This window comes from Pseudobutyrivibrio sp., assembly GCF_015057185.1.
In the GTDB taxonomy this organism is placed as follows: Bacteria; Bacillota; Clostridia; order Lachnospirales; family Lachnospiraceae; genus Pseudobutyrivibrio.
In genome coordinates, this window is sequence record NZ_SVEV01000035.1 from 1 (window position 1) to 21,052 (window position 21,052).

Sequence of the window (21,052 nt, forward strand, 5' to 3'; positions counted from 1 at the left end):
AGTATATATGTGTAAGAGTAACTTCCATAACTCTAGAATTTACTCTTGCAAACTGGAATTAAAAATTACATTTAAGTGCCCGATGACATGGAATGGCCCGGAGGCCCGGAATGCGAACAAGTGTTCTATAAATCTGTGTTTTGCGAATAGTTATATCTGTTATAGAACAAGTAGAACAGAATTAGTATTATTAAACCAGGTACTGCTCTTTGAAGCAATGCCTGGTTTTAAAATGCTCTGTATTGCGTTTTCAGAGATTTAATTGAACAATTCCATCTGTGAGAATACAATCTTTGAATCATTTTTCAACAATTTTTCCAATTCTGAAGGAGAAGTATTATTTGGAGGAGATTGTTCTATACTAATGAGATCCCTTAAATTCATTTGTTTGGATCCATGTATCTGCTAATCTAAAAGTAGGTCAGCTGGCTCATTGAAAATTCAGTCACTCATAACTCAAAGTAATGTATCCTTTTAGTAAGAGATTTCTTACTGAAGGGAGGATCAAAGAGGGGTGATTGATTTGGTAGAAAAACAAACAATAATACTTAAGCACAGGGAAGGAATTAGTAACCGACAGATTGCGTCATATATGAAAATTGACAAGAATACTGTAAATAAGTACGTCAATGAGTATGATGATGCGATGGCCAAGCTGCTCGCTACAGATCCGGGGGCATCTGAAGATCAGCTGTCACCAGAAATACTGATAAAACCTAAGTATGATACATCAAACAGAGGAAGGAGAAAATCTACAGAAGAAGCCATTGAAGTTATAAGGGACTGCCTTGAGGAAAATGCCAAACGAAGACAGACGGGCCGATCCAAGCAGCAGATGCGAAAGATTGAAATATACGATTACCTGAAGAAACAGGGATACAGCATCAGCTATTCGACAGTCAAACGCGTTATAGCAGACATCAAGAAAGAGATTGATGAGGCGTTTATCAAGCAGGAATACCAGCCCGGAATACAGACTGAATTCGACTGGGGCGAAGTCACTCTCGATATTGGTGGGACAGGATATATGAGATATCAGATGGCGGTGTTCTCATCTGCGTACGGCAATCACAGATTTGCACATCTCTACAGAACTCAGGATACAGCAGCCTTCCAGGAATCACATGTGGACTATTTCGCATTCTGCGGCGGAGTGTTCCACACTGTCGTATATGACAACATGAGGGTTGCAGTTAAGACATTTGTAGGTCCTTCAGAGAAAGAACCCACTGATGCACTGCTTGAATTATCAATCTATTATGGCTTTGATTTCCGATTCTGCAATGTCAGGAGGGGCAATGAAAAGAGCCATGTAGAACGCTCTGTTGACGTTGTAAGGCACTTCGCATTTGCTGAGCCGGGGAATGACTGCTTTGAATCACTGGAAGCTGCTAATGAGCATCTGATGAAAAAATGCATGGAGAAGAATGCTTCTGCACTTTCTGACGGCCGTATACCGGATGAATGTTTTGGCGAAGAGAAGGCCAGTCTTATGCCTCTTCCGCCGAAGATGCCATGCTTTATCAAGCGTGTACATCTGAAAGTAGACAAGTTCTCTACAGTAACTGCAAACCGTGTACACTACTCCGTTCCAGACAGGTATGTAGGAAAGCGGCTGGATGCCAGGATATATACCGGTTTTGTTGAAATATATGATGGGTCTGAAAAGGTTGCCAGACATGAACGCCATTATGGCAGGGGTGAGTATGTGATAGATATCTTCCACTACCTAAAGACCCTCAAAAGAAAACCAGGTGCCCTGTCCCAAAGCACAGCACTGCTTCAGGCGGACACCAAGATAAAAAACATTTACGAAACTTATTATACAGGTAATGCCAAGGATTTTCTACCAGTTCTTGAACTTATGGATGAATTGGGTGTTGATGCTGTAGAAAAAGCCTTAAAGAGACTTGCTGAAATAGTGATAAATGATTACAGCGCAGACAAGATCAGGCTGATACATGACCACGAAACTCAAGCAGTGGCAAGTCCGGAGAAACCTTACGGAAATGACAGGCTCAGTGAGAAATCAAGGCAGACGCTCTCACAGTATGATATACTGCGTGAACTCCAGACAAGGAGGGCAGGCTGATGGGAAGCGAGAAGAAGAAACAGGAAATACGAGAATTCTGCAAACTGCTTAAGCTCAGAGGAATCGCTGATAACTTTGAAGACATCGCAAAGGAAGTCCAGGAACCAGTCGAATATCTTCATAGGCTGTTATCAGCAGAACTGGACAGCTCAGAACAGAGGGCAATTGACAGGCGTATAAGAGGAGCGCATTTTCCTTACCGTAAATATCTGGCTGATCTCGAAGTAGACTGCCTTCCCGAAGCGCTTCAGAAAAGGCTTCCTGAGCTGATGAAGCTTGACTTCATCCCCAACGGGCAGAATATCATCCTGACTGGGAATCCTGGCACAGGAAAGACTCATACCGCTATTGGACTCGGAATGGCAGCCTGTGAGGCCGGATACAGAGTGCTGTATACCACAGTACCTTATCTGGTCACAGAGCTCAAAGAAAGTAACGACCAGCAGAAACTGCGACGTTATGAAAGGCAGTTCGAACGATATGATCTTGTAATTGCAGATGAACTCGGATACATCTCGTTTGACCGTGAAGGTGCGGATCTGCTGTTTTCCAACCTTTCACTGAGGGCAATGACAAAATCCACCATAATAACATCAAACCTCACCTTTGACAGATGGGATGAGATCTTTGGAGACGCAGCGATAACGAGCGCCATAGTCGACAGGCTTACATACAAAGCCATTCTGGTCGATATGGAAGGCGATTCATACAGGCTCCGGGAAACACTAAAAGAAAACGGTGAGACCTTCGAGTACATCAAGAAAGCAAAGCCAAAGAAAGCCGGTTAAACATATCTGTAAACCGCAGTTAATCATATATATCAGGCATGTGCATGGAGCGGGAACGGAGTCAAGGGACAGTACGCTGGGCGCTTCTTTTCCAGCGCCCGGGCAGCCCTTGACGAAGTGACACGGATTACCCTGTGTGCCTGGAAGCAGTCAGATGCTGCTTCCCTGCCTCCCCGACGAGGGGCGGGTGTGGGCAGAGCCCACAAAAAAACGCCTCCAAGAAAGAGGCGCTTATTTCAAGCAAAAGTGACTGAATTTTCAATGAACTTTTGACTGAATTTTCAGTTGACAAATACAATCCAAGAATCATTTTGTCATATTCCTTACGCTCAGCTGCAGTTAGTTCACGCATAATCAGTTTTGCCCCTCCCAAAAACAATAACTATTATACTGCATTTCCTTCTACTAAACGAATATACTTATATATTGTGGTCCTTGAGCATTTCATAAGGTTTGCAAATTCTGTAATTGTTATATTCTTAGCTAAGAATGAAGGATAATGCTTATAGAACTTGTCTGGAAGTTTCTCTGGGTCTGTATGAGGGCGGCCAATTTTCTTTCCTTTTGCTCTGGCATTTTCCATGCCGGATTTTACTCGCTGGGAAATGATATCGCGTTCCATTTCAGCAAAAACTCCCCACATCATGAGCATTCCTTTGGTCATGGGATCTATCTCATCTTTTGTACAGTCTATAATAAAGGTTCCAATGACGAGCTTTATCTTTTTTTCTTGTACAAGCTGCAAGATCTCACATAAATGCTTTGTGGATCTGGTAAGACGAGAAACTTCTGTTGTAACAAGCGTATCACCCTGCTTCAGGACATCCAGAAGTTTTTGAAATTCAGCACGATCTGTCTTTGCTCCAGATTCATATTCCCAATAGATATATTTATCTTCATTAACGCCTAGCTTTTTCAGCTCTCTCTTCTGTCTATTGATATCTTGCTTTGACTCATCGGTTGAACATCTTGCATAACCATAGCATTTTCCCATACAAACTCCTCTTTCACTGTTCATAAAATGGTATATTGAGATTTGTGAACATAAATGGCATTTTTTAATGCGTTCTTCTTTATCATAAAAAGCGTATGAAACACTGATGAATACTGAAAAACGCATTAATCTCTTTTTATATATGCAATTATAGCATAATTAGTGTAAAAAGTGTTCACGATAACAGATGTTTTTGTGAACACAAAAACGAGGCAAAAACCTCAGCCATAAGGGGATTTATAGCTGAGGTGATATATCATCCATGAACACAATGCCAATTGGTTATCTTCCATCATTAACATAGTCCCTATACATTTTAGACACATTTGCATTTTCTACAATCGGATAGCCCTTTACTAATTGCTTGGCTCCTTCAAGTATTTCTTTAACCGTTTCTTCAGGAAGGTCTTTATAGGTATATTCCTCTCCATGCCTAAGGAAATCGTCATAGTATTCTTCATACTTTACCAATCTATCCTGATCATCATATTCCTTTATAATTTTTGTACAATGCCAGTCATTTGATAATGACGCGCTCGTATTCTCTATTGATAATATAACACGACCTTTTTCATCATAAGTCCATTCCTGACTAGGATGCTCAATACTGCTGTCACAATTCTTGAACGATGCTTTTTCCCCATTAGGATGGTATGTATAGAATCGATGCATGGCTGTAGTTCTATCACCATCATATATTTGAACAATCTCAATTGGATTACCATTATAATCGTTTGTATAATAATAATGGCTCCAATACTCGCTGCGTAATTCTGTATGGTCAACATTATAGTATAATGTATGTTCTATAGTATCGGTCAAAAAGCCATTAGCATCATAAGTATAATCATGTTCTTCGGTAAGTAGCCCATCTTCAGTTGTGTAATCATGCATACATTTATTATTTTCAACTGTACACTCTGTTACAGTTATCATATATCCTTGATCAGATGTGTGCTTTAGTAGATTCATGTTATTATCATATTCCCAAGTATCTTTATTGCCATACTGATCCGTTTTTGTTACAGGCTTACCATTTCTATACACCGTCACAGATTCCGATCCATAGCTAACAGCTACTTCCTCGTTGTCATCATAAAGATACATCGCACTGAGCATACCATAGAAATCTGTAGTCTTTAGAAACAGCTTATTACTCCCCTTTAAGCAAATTCTAATTGCGCCATCATATTCTTCTCCATAATAATCTATGGGCTTCTGATCAGCTCCGTATTGCCTGACGTGTTCCTGCTGACCATAGACAGCTTTTTCCAAACTACCTTTACCGCCAAATAGGCTAAATATACCAGACGCCCCTCCTTGCTTATTGGTTTTTTCCTTATCCTTCTTCTCCATTTCTTCCTGTGAGGTATTTGGGTCAAGGTTTAGTTCCTGGTTCTCATTGCTATCACCATCATTCTTCGAGTCCTGTATCTCTTCTTTCGATACATTTTTTGCATTTTCTTTTAATTCTTTATTGCCTTGAGCACCTGTAATAGTTTTCTCAGATTGTTTGCTCTGCTCCTGTACAGAAGCAGATCCCTCCCCACGTTGATAAGTATGTATACCGCTTAATATAAGAATTATCCCCATGATGGCCATTACAATAAATACAATCGGAACTAACCGCTTTTTTGACATAAAGCTCCTTCCTGCTGCATGCCTGCTATACTTTTACAATTAGATTTGCCACTACATTCTAATAATTCTTTTATGACCAATCAGCACCCCATCCAGATTCTTTCTTAGTTCCGGATTCTTTTCGGCCATCTTTTCTTTCACCACATGAGCAGACTTCATCAAATGATTTATTATGTTTACCGCATGATGGGCAAACCCATCCACCAGCAGAGCCTCCTGTATATTTATTTCCCGAAGCCACCGCCGAAAGCTTACTTAGAGCCTCAGCCGAATTAAAGCCCGATGAAGACTGATTATTTGAGTATCCTAAAACGGATGCACTGCTGTCAGTTTGAAGATTTGCTATGTTATTACATATACCTTCCAGCCCTTCTAACACTTCAGAAACCGCAATTAGCATTGCTCCTATAAAAGCATTTATCCCGAATACGCCAAAGAACACCCCAAACATTACTCCAAAGCTTTTTTCATATGTAATCTCTTCATACACATAGCCCACCATTCCAGCAATGATGAATCCAATGATTACTCCAAGTACAATAAATACAATACCCATCATAAAAAATGCACCTCTAACTCTACTATTAAACCTTATCATCCTTCTTCTCCTTCTATTGCTAACAATAGCACAATGTAAATCGTTGGCCTTTTCTTATATCAGTTATATTTCACACCGTCTTTATCTGTAATCACTCCATTATCTACGCTAAAGATCTGATTACCACTTGAAATCTGTATTTCAGAAAGGCTCATACAATTTTCAAATGCTCCTGAGCCTATAACTGACACACTTGAAGGAATATATATCGATTCCAAATATACACAATTCTTAAAAGCTGATTTTTCTATACTTGTAATAGTATCAGGGAGAACCAAACTTGTAACATTATTACCAATGCCACTTATAGCAGTAACCTTTTTCCCATCTATTTCTTCTGGAATAACTATATCCGTCAAAGAATAATCAGCACCTGTTATAGTAATACCCGTGTCATTCTCTTCATATGTCAAAAAGCTCGAATCAGTATAGCTTAACTTTTTTTCAATAATGTAATTCTCCGCAGTATCATCTTCGAGCGTAGAAGTTTCCTCTATTTTTGAATCACCGTTATCCGAGCTATTATTCTCCTGCACAAATGATTCCAGCGCCTGTTCCATATTATCTGAAGACTCATCCACCTCATTTGTGACCAAAGTTGAATTAATAATAGTTTTTATTCCAACGCCGATTAGAATCACAGCCAGCGCTACAGCAAATATAACAGCCGCAAAGCTGATTTTTCTCCACGGAATGACTCGTCGTCCCTTATACAGCTGATCATACAGCTCTCCCATACTTTGAGTTCGATATTTAATATCAACATTTAATCCTTGCATGATAGCAGCTTCAATCGAGGCTGGAATTGTACTATCTATGCTTTTTAATGGTCGAATCTTTGCAGATTTGTCCATAATGGCCATGGCATCAGGCAAAACCGATCCAGATATTAAATAATATAGAGTCGCACACACCTCATAAACATCAGTCCATGGGCCTTGATTTCCGTGGGAAGAATACTGCTCAGGAGGAGCATATCCTCGTTTTAACTCTATTTCTTTGCTCTTATCATTTTCCTCAATTTCTACCGCTGTTCCAAAATCAATAAGAACCAGTTCCTTCTCATGGGTAATCATGATATTATCAGGACTAATATCACGGTGAATTATTTCATTACCGTGTAATACCGACAAAGAATTTATTATTGGCTCCATTATTTGTAATGCTTCATTCCAATGGATTTTTTGCTTATTATTCTTTCTGTAGTCGCTTAGATTCTCTCCTGGAATATATTCCATAACCATATATGCAGTATTGTTTTCATAAAAAAAAGTAAGCACTCGCACAATACCCGGAAGAGTCTCAAGCTTAACAAGACGACGCGCTTCCTCTTCGTACCGTTCAAGCTTGTGCTGAAAACTAATTGCCGATTTTCCACTGATTACAACTACATCATTCGACTTACTTTCATAAACATTTCTCGATGCAAATTGTGTTGGAAAAAATTCCTTTATAGCCACCCTCAAATTTAATGTAAGATCCAAGCCCAAATATGTAATTCCGAAACCACCTTCTCCAAGAACCTTTCCTATTAAATATTTTCCATTTAAAACAGTAAGCGGTTTTAGCGCTCGCTGATTCATGACGTAATCTCCAACCTTGTGCCCACAGTGCGGACAGATTTCTTGGTCTGAAGTCACTTCATTCATGCAGTTGACACAGTATTTTTTCTGAACCATGCTTTTGTCTACTACTCCCAATTGATATTGTCAATTTTAATAAAATCTTTCAGAAACAAACTCACTTGTAGCAACATTCTCAATGTCCGGATGATCTGCTAATTGCTTGCCAAATCCGATGTCAACAATAATCATTTGTCCATTCTCATATTTTACCGCTACATAGGCATTGGTTTTATCAATATAATGTGGTGACAAATCAATTTGTTCCCAGTTATCATCATAGATAATATTTGCATGTTCCTGCCCACCCAAATCGATGCTAACCAGGTAATTGAGATAAAACATATTTGAGTCATTATATAAGACTTCCTCCAATGTAGCTGATTTACAGACAACATTTATACCGTCTTGTCCACTCAACATATAGTCCAATTCCAGTATTTGCTTTTCAGCATCAGCCATTACTGCCTCAGCTGTTTTAATCTTTGAAAACTCGTTATAAGTTATCTCAACAGAACACAGTTCTCCCCATTTTCCGCCCACATAATACACAGGATAACCTTGCCCAATATTTTGCCCAAACCCTCCATAGTGATAGACTTCCATGTCATCAGAATAGAATTCATATACACTAGATTTCATAATCGAAGGGACTGGCGCTGCATTTATTAGTCCGATAGATGATGATAAATCATCTAGATGAGGTTCTGTACCATCCACCACAAAAATCAACACATTCTCATACATATCTGTAGGATCCGAATAATATCCCACTTCACACATATTGTTACGGCCAAATTGTATTGGCCTTAAATTGCATATTCCCTTTAATGAGGTCTCTAAATCTACATTTTCTAAGGAATTATTACCTGGGGAACTATATAACGAACTCACAGTAATATCAGATACCTTATTAGCACCAGCTTCATTAGCGTACCAAACCGTCATTACACCTGTATACCAGCCATAATCTACAGTTTCCTGGTTCTCTCCATAAGTAATTGCTAGCAGTTCTCTGGCACCATCATTGTCAAAGTCACAATAAACATTGTTATAAACAACTAACGCTGATGCCCTTTCCACCATTTCTATTAATTCTTCTTCCGTTTTCTCAACTATTTCAGGCTCAGGCGCCTCAATCTGAGTTATCATCTCTGTGTCATCAGCTGCTGATTCTAATTCCTCGCTGTCATCAAGCTCTTCTACCGCTTGGCTTTCAGTATCTATCATCTCCTTCTTAGCTGCCTCATACATTGATTGCTTCTCAGAATTTTTAATTGTTGCCACTGCAACGATTAGTATGATAACTGCAACCACGCCAATGTATAATATAGACAATTTCTTTTGATAACCTTTTCTAAGATTTTCTTCGAAATCAGCGACTCTCTGTGGGCGTTGGGATGCTTTTACTGCCAAGCCTTGCATTATTGCATCAGAAATGTTTTTAGGCACATCTGTTTTAAGTTTGTTAAGAGGCTCCAGCGCATCTTTGTTAAGAACCCTGTCTGTTGATTCTTGCGGAACTATTCCTGTAATCATTCTGTACATGGTTGCAGAAAGAGCGTAAATATCCGTCCATGGCCCCTGTTTTCCATCTGGGTGATATTGCTCTTCCGGCGCATAGCCATGCTTAAGGATAACAGTAAGGCTCTTCTCATCATTATTATCAACAAGTCTGGCCGCACCAAAATCTATCAGCTTCATGCTTCCATCTCTGGCAACTATTATGTTGTCAGGACTGATATCTCTATGGATAATCCCTGCTTCATGTACTTTCTCAAGTGAATCCATTACCGGAGACATCATTTCAAGCACTTTGCTATAAGGAAGCTTTCCTCCATTATCATCGAGATATTTGGACAGAGTTTCCCCATCAATATACTCCATGACCATGTAAGCTGTATTATTCTCATAGAAAAACTCTTTTACTGATACAATTCCGGGAAGATTATTGAACTTTGCAAGATTTCCGGCTTCCCTAACAAATCTATCAATACCCTTTTTATACTGTTCTTCCTTATTCCCTGTAAGCACAGTAAGGTATGTCTGGATTCCATTAGACGTATCACGAGTAACCAGTTCGCTCGGAAAATACTCCTTAATGGCAACACGGTTATTAAGGACAAGATCATAAGCTATATAAGTGATTCCAAAGCCGCCTTCTCCAATCACTTTTCCAACAAGGTATTTCCCGTTAAGGATTGTCTGTGGTTGCAGTCCTCGTGCAGAGTTTTGAGCTCCATGCTTATATCCGCATTTAGGGCAGATGTCTTGGTTATTATCAACTTCATTCATGCACCCCATGCACAGCTTATTTATATTCATGTTTTTCCTCACCAAAGCAAAACAATACAAAACTATAATTTAACCAACAACATCGATAATTTCACTTACATCCGCTATCATTCCACCCGTTGCAGCCTCCATAAACTGGTTAATTCGGCACTTAATAGTTTTACCATTATACTGGTCCCAGCCTCCTGAAGCTGCGTCATCTGAAATGACAAACAAATTATCAGAAAAGCCCTCCCATACAGCTTCTTCACCTTCCATATCGAAATAATGCAAATTTACAGGTTTATCTAACTGCAGTATGATGGCTCTCCCTTCGCCATAACTAAACTCATAGTGATCATCCACTATCACATGCACAATAATAGTATCGCCACCACTAATTTCACCTGATGTTGTCTCTTTTACAGCATCGTCTTGTTTTTGTCCAATACTATTATCATCACTTGAAACAACAGCTATATCGAAAAGATTATCTTGCGGATAATACGGCTGAAAACTTGTTAATCTTTTCATTTTGTATGCCGGATAGACATCGCTTATTTGAACCTCGTTTTCTTTAAGTTCCACCTTTAATACCACAGACGGAAATGTTTCAACATATCCCTCAGTATAAATATCTCCATATCTGGATTGATTACTAATTGGCAAGTAATTTATATATATGTACCCATCTGCACAATAAAGAATAGACTCTATCCCAAAATCATATAAGGATGTCGCTTCAGAAAAGTTGTTAGCTCGGTTATCCTTAAGGGCTTCAACAGCGTAATTGGCAATATTGTCAATTATTTCTTGAGCTCCATCAAGGTTCAAAAAGGATTTTTCATCGATGTTAATTGATGCGCATTCCACAAATCGTCCATCAACAAACCATATCGTCGCAGAATCAATAAATGAATCTGCACTTTGGTTAATATCTCCACATTCTATCTTCCCAGTCATCTGGTTATATACAACATCCCAATACGGGTTTAATGTAATACCTTCATCAGTGGTTGCCATAGTCAAAGAAGTCTTGTAGTAAGAAGATTCCCCTTCTCTAACAGCCCATAATTGGTCATATCTGATTACACCTCCCGTACACGGCTCATATACAAATGTATCAGCATCTAACTGGTTTATGACTGAATAGCCACACATATGCTTCTTTCCAAATGTATATTCTTCAATACTATCAGCATAAGAATCAAATGCTTTATCTTGACTAAGTGTAACAATGCCGTTATCACTAATACAATATGTGCCTATAATAGTATTCCAATTGGCAGTACCAGAGTTAAAAAATGCGAAGACTTCCCTATTTCCATCATTATCGAAATCCCCGATTACAGAATCAGAAGCATTTCCCCAAAACTCAGTGAGCTCCTCATCTTGCATCTGAAAGTGTAATGCTAATTGGTTCATCAATGCTTCTTGTGCCTCGTTATCGGACATATTTTTCGTATCTATATCCAGATTCCAGAAATCCTCAGTTTTATAAAAAATTGGCAGGAACGTTGTTGATGACGGTGTAATTTCACTAATTTCCTTGAACAAAAATCTATCCTTGTTTCTTGAGAAAGATATTGTACACCTTACATAATCGATTTCTTCCAACTTTTTGTCTCTATTCCATGAATCCGTGATCTCTTCATAATCAATTTCTGATCTGCAACAAATTGTATTTATATATATACAATCATCTGCGCAATAGTATATATTTTCATACAAAAGAAACGGATAATCTTTATAACGTTCATTTATCCTATTTACTGCTTTTTCAAATTCTTCAGCCATTCCAGAAATGCTATTAAATTGAGTCCAGCTCATAGGGCTCAATCCACATCCCAAATACTGCCCATCTAAATATATAACTTGACAACGGCCTTGCTGATTTTGAGAGGTCTGGTTATTATAAAAGAACTGGTTTTCTAAAAAAACTCCTTCTTCAGTGTTTTGAAATTGAGCATAACCTTGATAAATCATTTTAGGGGCTCCATCCACAACACCAAAGGACAAAGTTTCGGCCTCATCATGCTCCGAATTACTTACAACATAGAAATGAGTTGTTTCTCCAAAATGTAATAATCCATATAAGGAACTGTCCGTGTATACATACTCACTACTCACACCGGTATCCACCACTCTAATTGCTTCTTCGACATCGGCATACCAAATCTGACCACTCTCTCCCGACATATCTCCTTCATTATTCTTTGGTACAGTTAGCGAGTATAATTCTTTGTATCCGTCTTCATCAAAATCTTCATACTCTGAAATAACTACTCTCTGATTACTCGCCTCTTCAATCATTGAAACTAATTCGGACTCCGGTTTTTCTTTTGGCAATTCTTCTGAAGTCACACTTGCATCCTGATTTTCTCCCGTTTGTAAACTTTGCTCTATTGCATTTCCATCAGAATCATCAGTTTTGAACATTGCCACTCTGCCATTTCTATTACTAAATAGCATTCCAACTACCGCAATCAATACTAATATCACAGCCACGATTCCTATGTATAAAACAGGTTTATTTCTCCGGCCAGTCTTCAATTCAACTTTGAAATCTGATACTTTGAGAGGACGCTCTGATCCATTGACCGCTAATCCATGATCAAGCGCATCAGATATTCTTTTAGGGACATCATTTATGATTTTGTTTGCAGATTTCAACCTATCCTTGTTGAGTACTCTATCAGTAGATTCTTGTGGAACAATGCCAGTAATCATTTTGTACATTGTTGCAGCAAGCGCATAAACATCTGTCCATGGTCCCTGCTTTCCGTCAGGATGATACTGTTCTTCCGGTGCATAGCCATGCTTAAGGATAACAGTCAGGCTCTTCTCATCATTATTATCAACAAGTCTGGCCGCACCAAAATCTATCAGCTTCATGCTTCCATCCTTGGCCACCATTATGTTATCAGGGCTGATATCCCTATGGATGATTCCTGCTTCATGTACTTTCTCAAGCGAATCCATTACCGGAGACATCATTTCAAGCACTTTGCTATAAGGAAGCTTTCCTCCATTATCATCGAGATATTTGGACAGAGTTTCCCCATCAATATACTCCATGACCATGTAAGCTGTATTATTCTCATAGAAAAACTCTTTTACTGATACAATTCCGGGAAGATTATTGAACTTTGCAAGATTTCCGGCTTCCCTAACAAATCTATCAATACCCTTTTTATACTGTTCTTCCTTATTCCCTGTAAGCACAGTAAGGTATGTCTGGATTCCATTAGACGTATCACGAGTAACCAGTTCGCTCGGAAAATACTCCTTAATGGCAACACGGTTATTAAGGACAAGATCATAAGCTATATAAGTGATTCCAAAGCCGCCTTCTCCAATCACTTTTCCAACAAGGTACTTACCATTAAGAATTGTCTGTGGTTGCAGCCCTCTTGCAGAGTTTTGAATCCCATGCTTATATCCGCATTTGGGGCAAATTTCCTGATTGATATCTACCTCATTCATACATCCCATACAAAGCCTGTTTACATCCATTATTTGTCACCTCTTCAACTTTTTCCTTTTACTATCCTTTTTCTCTATCAGCATACATTTATGTATTGTCATATTGTGGATGTCACTTCCTCATGCCGGCGACTAAACTTTCATCTCAATTTCGCCATCCTCAATCTCATAACATATCTCATCTAGCTCATCTAGCTCGCTTGGTGTTGTCCCATCACAGTATTCATCAGGATATATCTCGGCGATCACCCTTCTTAATGTCGATACGTATGCTTGGCTGTCCTGCCGAGGAATCTTTCTCGTATTCAGAAGAAATCTGATTATGCTATTAAGGTTCTCTAAATCGCTTGAAATCATTATCAATCCCCAATAAATTTAGCAGTCATATTGCCACTTTGGTCACTCTTCATCGTCTAAAACAACCGTTGGTGTATGTTGTGCCCCCTGGTTGCCTGATGTTGATTTTATTGCTGAGGTATCAATTTCTGCATTCAGAATAGAAAAATTACCTGTTGCTCCTGTACAATATGGACACTCCGAAAACTTGTCCCCATCATAAAAATGTTTTTTACTGCACTGCATTAGATTCATAGTATCCTCACTCCTATCGCTGATATATTATCCATATCTTTACCTTTTCCATTTTTCTGTACTGTCTTAACCATTTCTTCAACCCATTCCTTAGCAGTATGCGTTCTTTTTAGAAGCAACGTCATATCCTTTTCTTCTATCCACTCCCAAAAGCCGTCCGTGCATAGAAGAAAAGCATCTCCCTTTTTGATTTTTCGTTCCTCAGAAATGGTTGGTACCATATTAGGATCCCGGTTTCCCAGAGCTTTTAGTAATCTGTTTCTATCCTTATGAAATCTTATTTCTTTCTCTTTTATTTCTCGCATATTCACCAGCATCTGTGGCACACTATGATCCAAAGTTCTCTCTTTTATGCGATTCCATTTAAAATAATAGAGCCTTGAGTCCCCAATATGCCCCCACTGTGCCATATCATCTTGAACAAGAAGAACAACCGAAGTAGTTTTCATCGAATTAAAAGAATCATCTTTTTGCTTCTCTTCTAACTGTTTTTCTGCAAAAAGAAGAGATGATTCAATAAAACCATCCCTTATACCCTTATCAAAAGAGTCCGCAATAGAAATAGCCACTAATCTGGATGCTATTTCCCCACTATTACACCCACCCAGTCCATCATTAAGCACAAAACAAAACTGGTCAGTGTTCTCTCGAACTAGAACATAGTCCTCGTTGTTTTCTCGATCTCCTTTGTCAGAAAAAGTGAAATAATCTACCTTCATAAGCTCCTTATTACATTTCTATTCTATTGCCTGTATTTTGCTAATTAACTCATCTGTTTTTTCATCATAAAATCCGTTATACAAGATTTCTCCCACTTCCCCATGATCAATCATAAGTAATGAATTATCACTCACCCAGCCTTGTGGATACATAACCACTAAATAATCATACATTTCACCCGTTTCGGGATGAACAGGCAAGTATCCCACCACCATCATAGGCATAGCATTCTGTGTCTTTTGCAAAAAAACAGTTCCAAGCTTTAAATATTCCTCCATGCACCTATTCCTCCGCATTCCTTATATATTCCTGAAGCAAAGAATCCTGTTCTTTAAGTTGGTCAAAATCCAAATGATTCAGTCCTTCAAATTGTAATTTTTTCCCCCCTAGATATCTCTCCCCAAAGCTATTTAAGTACCCTACTTGAACAATTACATAATCTGCATCCACTCGAATAACTCTTAAGGACTCTGGCTTCATATATCCCAACGGTATGGGTACAACTACATAATGCGGAATAATACTGTTATCAATTTCACACGTCTCATATCCAATAATCATGAATTTTGATTGCTGGTATGTAATAATAGTCCCTATTGGCTTCATCTCTTTCATCTTTTATTCTATTCTTCCTTAATCAAAACAGTTTCTTTATCAAATCGATTCCGCTTGAAATGACCTTGCCTCCTGCGCTTACAGCTTTACCTGTTGCATTAGCAACAACTTCACCAGCTCCTGGTATCAAGTCATCCAAAATATAGTCAACTCCGTCACTAATAAAGTCAGTAGTGGCATTAAACATAGTTCCCGGGCTAAATCCGACAGAATCTTCTAAAGCTGCATTAATAGTTGATAAATCAAGGAGACCAAATGTCATTGTTTTAACTGCGGAATCAAGTCCACCACTAACTAATTGGCACGCAACATCAACGGTGCCTTTCCCAACAGTTTGAACAAATTCAGAAGAAATTGCATGAACTGTACCAAAAACATTGCCCTGACTCAAGTAATTCATGGCTTCTGTCTCATACTTTTCCTTGTACTTTGAAGTATATCCATCAGAATCTGTAACCAATTTAAATGTCTTCATTGCAGCCTGAAACTTTAACGCGTCTGCATCCATTATTCCACTAAAATCTTTTGAACCTTTTGCTACATTCTTTAGTTTTTTGAAGTCCCAAGATTTAACATCCTTTAACCCAGGCAACTTCTCCAATGCACCAAAAATATCACCTTTCTCAATTTTCTTCACTATATCTCTTATGTCCACTATTTTTTCAGAACCAGGTTTTATCTCTTTAAGGGCTTTTTTTAGGACATTTTTAGCTAATTTCTTCGTGCTTTTATTTGGGAACATATCTGAAATGGCATCGTCCAAATCCGTTACTTCATTAGTAATGACTCCTTTTAGATTCCCTCCAGCTATAGCTCCAATTCCAGCCACCGCACCAACAGCTGCATTATCTGATACCACCAATGATTCTAGTGCTGACATAATCCTCGATTCAGAGTTTCCATATAGATTAGCTATTCTACCAAGAGATTCCGCTACCGCCCCCATCTCTGTACCTTCGTTATTAACCCTTTGTTTCAGCATCTCAATACTTTCTTGAAGGCTGGCCAATTGGGAATTACCACCTATTCCCCTCAGATTAACAGCATTAAGTTCATTTCCGAGCTGCACCAATCTATTTTTTTCAGAATCCAACTCTGAACCACTATTCTTTATTTCCGAAACATATATCTCAAATTTTCCCATGCTTTTGCCTTCTCTTCTAAATCAAGAACGAACAATAATAAATGAAAAATTATCTGGTGCTCCAACCTTATTAACTTCATCACAGATTTTCTGAGGATTTGCAAAAATCTTTTTTAGTCTTTTTTCTGCAATAAACTTATAAACGCCATCACAGCACAAAAAGAATATATCTCCTTTTTTCAAAACACCTGTGGTTCTATTGAAAACAATTTGCGGTTTTATCCCTACTGCTTTTGTCAGCTTTCCATAATGTTCGCTGCTTACTATTTCTTTCCTGGACATATTTATCACGTTATTGGGATTATTTTGCCAAACATCATCAACAGTCAGCTGAGAAAACCCCCACCCTCTCTTCAGATAAATCCTGCTGTCACCTGCTGAGAATATAGCATATTCATCTTTAGCCATCACTAAGACAACTGCCGTTGAACCACATCGCCCGCTAGTATTATAATCTGCAAATATTTGAGCATTTACATTTGTAAGCACCATTTCAATGCTTTTTATAGCTTCGCCGAATACAATTTCTTCATTCTTTGCTTCATATGCCTGATACCAAGCGCTCAAGCTATCAACAATCGCTCTAGATGCGAGTTCACCGTGCATATGTCCGCCCATCCCATCAGCAACGCAAAACACTGCTATGCTCTTATCCGTGTCATAAAAAATCGCATCCTGGTTCACTTCTAAAGAGCCTTTATCTGAATAGTGTTCTTCTTTAATCATGATTTATGCCCTATCAATTTCTATAATATAGCTCTGATTTCCTATAGTTATCTCATCCCCCGAGCTAATTGAATATGGAACTCCTTCTTCCATCTTATTTCCATTAACTTTTGTATGGGTTCGCTTTGATTTATTCAGAATTGTATCCATTATGTAAAATTCGCCATTAGTATACTCAATGCTACAGTGATGGCCATGCATATAAGGGTTCTCATCGTCCTGGAAATTGATTGTATCTTTATAATCCGAAGCATTTCTTCCGATTGTAATTTTGTCAACAATTTCATGTCTCCAAGATTTGCTTCTATTATTTTTATCAGTAAGAGTAATGATTCCGCTTATATCACCCGGCATAAAAGAAGCTGTTCCATTTTCATCGAATGCCAAGGTTCCTTGACGGCCAGCATCTTCATCAAATGCCAAAGTCCCTTGACGGCCTCCAGACAGATTATCGTCTTCAGTTTCTTCAGGTGTGTTTGTCTTTTTGCTCAGTATAAAATAAACTGTCGCACCTATTGCAGCAATTAGGAGTATGGCAATTCCGGCATAGATAGTCCAAGGAAGCGAGCGCTTTGCTTCTTCGATTTCTGTCTCACACTCGCAATTCAAATAGTTCTCACCACATACCGGGCAATTGCTGTTGTAATTTTCCTCTGTGCATTTTTCTTCACATATGCATACTTTTTCAGGTTCTGGCTCAGGTCCGGGTGCAGAATCCGGTTCAACAGCTGACGCATTTGCAAAGGGGATACTTACATCCATCACCAACTCAGTTCCATCTCCTAGAGTCAGTTTTCCCTTTCTAGGAGTTCCATCCATAATCTCCTCAGGAATTTCCGCTTCATAAACGACAATATTATTATCTGCTGTAAATACCCCTGCAATCTCAGCAACTTTAGAATTATCAAATACAACATATTCACAATCTTTTAACCAAGATAATGAAAAAAGATTGTCTAATAGGTCATCATTTTTCCCAGTGTTACATCCAATTGTATATATAGGATATTGGTTGGCCCGGATAGTTTCTTTGACCATATCAAGGCTTTTTCCACCTACCGGCTTATTATTGACACCGTCAGTAATCACTATTATCCTTGTATACCCTAAATACCCTTCAACTTTTAAGTCATCAATAACTCCATATAATACATCAGTCAAAAGCGTGTCCTGATCATTGTATGTAATGTTATTAACAATATTTACCAAGCTTGTGTAATCATCAGTATACCTGTCCGTCAGATAATTAATGTTTGTTGAGAACGTTGCAATACGAAACTGCTCATTCTGGCAGTGATTATTAATTACTTGAACCATCAGATCAAGTATCTGCGCCCTTGAATTCTGCGGAATTGATAATGAGTTATCCAGCATTATCAACGTTCTCATCGGCATCTCGTATTCAGATATACTATAAGTGTCTGGTTTTTCTGTAGGAGTACTGCCTATTTGAAAACTAGCTTCATCACCGATTACTCCATCTCTAACATAAATACTAACTATATGATCATCAGTATCATTAAGAGTATAAGTAGCCATCACCTTAGGCTTATTTGCTGCTGCAATATCAATCGAAATCATGAAAAAAAGTATTACAATCGGTAATAATAATCTTATCGTTCTTTTACTAATCGTTTTCATATGTCTCCTTACAGATTACGTTTATTTATATAATATTTATCAGAACTGCCCCATCGTAATGGAAGTCTTTGTTTTTCTCGCTTCTTCCTGGTTCTCGGACTCCGTCCTTCTGTAGATTGCAGCAATTTCCTTAACATCATCATGATACTTCTGACAAAGCTCATATATCCGCTGCATGTCATCCTCTAATCCCCTGAACTGGTTTGCATATGTTTCTCTTGCTTCTCCATCCCACACAGGCTTTGTCTGCTCAATCAGATCGAGCATGTTCTGGGTAACTTTCTTAATTTTACTGGCAGATGTATCAAAAGTATCTGCATCACTTTCAAGTTTTCCTATATCAGATATCATTAATTCTTCTAACGTTCCAGCCATATCATATCCCTCCTTGCATAAATGCTAACGTACAATCACAAATTATCTAGAACCAGCAGCTACATCTGTTGCCTGATTTTCACCATCAGTATAATTTGCCAATATATTCTGCAATGCTTGAATATATTCATCTATAGCTATCGCAAAATTATCAAATCCCTGTTTCTCCTGCTGATACCTGGTATGAAAAGTTTCACTTGCTCTTCCTGTCCAGTTCTGCGTCAGACTAACATGAGTAGAATCTAGCGTGTCTACTTCAGTCCTAAACTCTCTGTTCATTGTTGTAAGATCATCAATAAATCCTTGAATTTTACCAGATGCTTTAATCATTTTTACCTCCTTATCACTTATGCTTTAGCAACGTTTATTGCATCCAATTCTGCTTTTCTAGTTCTTTCTGCTATACGTATTATTGTATCTGCCACTCTTTGGATATCTGCAGACGTATCAGATATCTTATCCTTCACAATTCTCGCTTTTGCAACGAACGCATCTGAATTCTCCCCTGTCCAATTTTTTTTAATCCTGCCAAGCGTCCCTTCAAAATCATCGTCAGCAAGTGACTTCATGCTTCTCGCAATGCTTCTTAGTTTATTCGCTTCAGCTTCAGCCTTTTTAAAATTCATATATATTTCATACTCTGTTTTCATGGATATTCCTCCTAGAAACGCCCCATCGTTATACTTGTTTTTGTCTTACGAGCTTCTTGTTTGTTTAAATCTTCTGTCTTTTCATAAAGATTAGCCAACTTAAGCAAATCGACAGGATATTCGCCTAGAGTATCATTCATCCGATTTACGCTTTCAACCAATTGACTGAATTGCCTATATTGGTATTCTGATGCATCCCCCTTCCAATACTTTCTCATCGAATCAATTTCGTTAACCATACTTGTAACATTCTGCCTCATGTTTTTCACAGCACTTTCAACGAGCCCCGCTTGCTTCTTTAAACTCTCGGGATCCACTTTAAGATTTAAATCAGCCATTTTCCTCTCCTATTACACATTCATTTCATCAATAACTGACGCTACAGAATTTTCACAGTCACTATATTCAGTGTAAGCAAAGCGCAAATTATTATATACATTCTCTAATTGGTTTATTAGATTCTGCGCTTCCTCCTTATCTCTATTAAATCTATTGATAAATGTATTATATGCCGCGCCATCCCACATAGTATTTAATGTAGTAACATGCTCCACTAAAGACTCAAAATTCTTGTTTAACCCCTTTTCATCACCTTTAAAGTTTTCAATGTCAGGATCAAATCTCCCTAAGTCATTTGCTATAACGTCCATGCCACTCCTTTCGCTCTACTGAGAGCCAAGCCAAACTATTAATAGATTTAATGAATCATTCCAACCAACTCATTCATTACTTCCATATCTATACCATTGTTATTTTTTCCTTTGGCCACAAAAGAGCCAATTTCATGATGTTTAAAGTCTGTGCTGCTATTATTCCTAATACGTTCAATAACTTCATCCTCCGCCTTGGAATAAAGCCCATTTATTCTAGCCATCGCGTCAGATAGAACCGTCAAGCCATTTGATTCTCTACTTATATTCTCAAGTATCACTGAAAGGCTTTCAGTAATGCCTTCTAAGTTCAATGATCTCAGTTCCTCTCCAATTGAACCAATCTCTTCGCGCCACTGTTTCAAGTCATCCCCATATTCAATTATTCTGTTTTTTTCAGAATCTATATTTTTGGTATCTACTTCAAACATTGCCGTACCTTTAT

The 21,052-nt window shown here is 38.3% G+C and carries 23 protein-coding genes; 2 read left to right on the forward strand and 21 right to left on the reverse strand.

Features of this window, described 5'->3' with window-relative positions:
- Positions 1–514 precede the first annotated feature (514 nt).
- Both istA and istB read left to right on the forward strand, forming a co-directional pair.
- The gene (gene istA, locus E7276_RS12760; protein ID WP_294218318.1) at positions 515–2,092 is read left to right on the forward strand and encodes an IS21 family transposase; all 1,578 of its coding nucleotides are present in this window, start codon (positions 515–517) and stop codon (positions 2,090–2,092) included.
- Positions 2,092–2,880, forward strand: a complete 789-nt coding sequence (gene istB / locus E7276_RS12765) for an IS21-like element helper ATPase IstB (protein WP_294218320.1) — start codon at positions 2,092–2,094, stop codon at positions 2,878–2,880. Before istA ends, istB begins: the two co-directional genes overlap by 1 nt.
- 127 nt (positions 2,881–3,007) lie before the next feature.
- Here the strand turns inward: istB and E7276_RS12770 are convergent, their stop codons facing one another.
- The 21 genes from E7276_RS12770 to E7276_RS12870 all read right to left on the reverse strand — a co-directional run bounded on the left by E7276_RS12770 (position 3,008) and on the right by E7276_RS12870 (position 21,038).
- Positions 3,008–3,232, reverse strand: coding sequence for a hypothetical protein (locus tag E7276_RS12770; protein WP_294218323.1), 225 nt, complete (start codon positions 3,230–3,232; stop codon positions 3,008–3,010).
- A gap of 33 nt (positions 3,233–3,265) precedes the next feature.
- Positions 3,266–3,874: a recombinase family protein gene (locus tag E7276_RS12775; protein WP_294218325.1), complete on the reverse strand. Its 609-nt coding sequence runs from the start codon at positions 3,872–3,874 to the stop codon at positions 3,266–3,268.
- Between the two features lie 282 nt (positions 3,875–4,156).
- Positions 4,157–5,515 carry a hypothetical protein gene (locus E7276_RS12780; RefSeq protein ID WP_294218328.1) on the reverse strand — a complete coding sequence of 453 codons (1,359 nt, stop codon included), beginning with the start codon at positions 5,513–5,515 and terminating at the stop codon, positions 4,157–4,159.
- A gap of 70 nt (positions 5,516–5,585) precedes the next feature.
- On the reverse strand, positions 5,586–6,113 hold the full coding sequence (locus E7276_RS12785) for a hypothetical protein (protein ID WP_294218330.1): 528 nt from the start codon (positions 6,111–6,113) through the stop codon (positions 5,586–5,588).
- A 59-nt stretch (positions 6,114–6,172) separates the two neighbouring features.
- Positions 6,173–7,792: a protein kinase domain-containing protein gene (locus E7276_RS12790; RefSeq protein WP_294218334.1), complete on the reverse strand. Its 1,620-nt coding sequence runs from the start codon at positions 7,790–7,792 to the stop codon at positions 6,173–6,175.
- 36 nt (positions 7,793–7,828) lie between these two features.
- Positions 7,829–10,060 carry a serine/threonine protein kinase gene (locus E7276_RS12795; protein WP_294218336.1) on the reverse strand — a complete coding sequence of 744 codons (2,232 nt, stop codon included), beginning with the start codon at positions 10,058–10,060 and terminating at the stop codon, positions 7,829–7,831.
- Between the two features lie 39 nt (positions 10,061–10,099).
- Entirely contained in the window at positions 10,100–13,525 is a 3,426-nt protein-coding gene (locus E7276_RS12800) for a serine/threonine protein kinase (RefSeq protein WP_294218338.1), read from the reverse strand.
- A 102-nt stretch (positions 13,526–13,627) separates the two neighbouring features.
- Positions 13,628–13,852 carry a hypothetical protein gene (locus E7276_RS12805; protein ID WP_294218340.1) on the reverse strand — a complete coding sequence of 75 codons (225 nt, stop codon included), beginning with the start codon at positions 13,850–13,852 and terminating at the stop codon, positions 13,628–13,630.
- Between the two features lie 42 nt (positions 13,853–13,894).
- Positions 13,895–14,086, reverse strand: a complete 192-nt coding sequence (locus tag E7276_RS12810) for a hypothetical protein (protein WP_294218345.1) — start codon at positions 14,084–14,086, stop codon at positions 13,895–13,897.
- The gene (locus E7276_RS12815; protein WP_294218347.1) at positions 14,083–14,805 is read right to left on the reverse strand and encodes a PP2C family protein-serine/threonine phosphatase; all 723 of its coding nucleotides are present in this window, start codon (positions 14,803–14,805) and stop codon (positions 14,083–14,085) included. The genes E7276_RS12810 and E7276_RS12815 overlap by 4 nt, the downstream gene beginning before the upstream one ends.
- An 18-nt stretch (positions 14,806–14,823) precedes the next feature.
- Positions 14,824–15,084, reverse strand: coding sequence for a DUF4176 domain-containing protein (locus tag E7276_RS12820; RefSeq protein ID WP_294218349.1), 261 nt, complete (start codon positions 15,082–15,084; stop codon positions 14,824–14,826).
- 4 nt (positions 15,085–15,088) lie between these two features.
- A complete protein-coding gene (locus E7276_RS12825; protein WP_294218352.1) occupies positions 15,089–15,421 on the reverse strand; it encodes a DUF4176 domain-containing protein in 333 nt (110 codons plus the stop codon).
- Positions 15,422–15,443: 22 nt separating this feature from the next.
- Entirely contained in the window at positions 15,444–16,565 is a 1,122-nt protein-coding gene (locus E7276_RS12830) for a hypothetical protein (RefSeq protein ID WP_294218354.1), read from the reverse strand.
- A gap of 21 nt (positions 16,566–16,586) precedes the next feature.
- Positions 16,587–17,291: a PP2C family protein-serine/threonine phosphatase gene (locus E7276_RS12835; protein ID WP_294218356.1), complete on the reverse strand. Its 705-nt coding sequence runs from the start codon at positions 17,289–17,291 to the stop codon at positions 16,587–16,589.
- Between the two features lie 3 nt (positions 17,292–17,294).
- Entirely contained in the window at positions 17,295–18,872 is a 1,578-nt protein-coding gene (locus tag E7276_RS12840; RefSeq protein WP_294218358.1) for an FHA domain-containing protein, read from the reverse strand.
- Positions 18,873–18,971: 99 nt separating this feature from the next.
- Entirely contained in the window at positions 18,972–19,307 is a 336-nt protein-coding gene (locus E7276_RS12845) for a WXG100 family type VII secretion target (protein WP_294218359.1), read from the reverse strand.
- Positions 19,308–19,349: 42 nt separating this feature from the next.
- Positions 19,350–19,637 carry a WXG100 family type VII secretion target gene (locus E7276_RS12850; RefSeq protein WP_294218361.1) on the reverse strand — a complete coding sequence of 96 codons (288 nt, stop codon included), beginning with the start codon at positions 19,635–19,637 and terminating at the stop codon, positions 19,350–19,352.
- A 17-nt stretch (positions 19,638–19,654) separates the two neighbouring features.
- Entirely contained in the window at positions 19,655–19,957 is a 303-nt protein-coding gene (locus E7276_RS12855; protein ID WP_294218362.1) for a hypothetical protein, read from the reverse strand.
- A gap of 11 nt (positions 19,958–19,968) precedes the next feature.
- On the reverse strand, positions 19,969–20,295 hold the full coding sequence (locus E7276_RS12860; protein ID WP_294218363.1) for a WXG100 family type VII secretion target: 327 nt from the start codon (positions 20,293–20,295) through the stop codon (positions 19,969–19,971).
- 12 nt (positions 20,296–20,307) lie between these two features.
- Positions 20,308–20,607 carry a WXG100 family type VII secretion target gene (locus tag E7276_RS12865; RefSeq protein WP_294218365.1) on the reverse strand — a complete coding sequence of 100 codons (300 nt, stop codon included), beginning with the start codon at positions 20,605–20,607 and terminating at the stop codon, positions 20,308–20,310.
- Positions 20,608–20,654: 47 nt separating this feature from the next.
- Positions 20,655–21,038 carry a hypothetical protein gene (locus E7276_RS12870; RefSeq protein ID WP_294218366.1) on the reverse strand — a complete coding sequence of 128 codons (384 nt, stop codon included), beginning with the start codon at positions 21,036–21,038 and terminating at the stop codon, positions 20,655–20,657.
- Positions 21,039–21,052 lie beyond the last annotated feature (14 nt).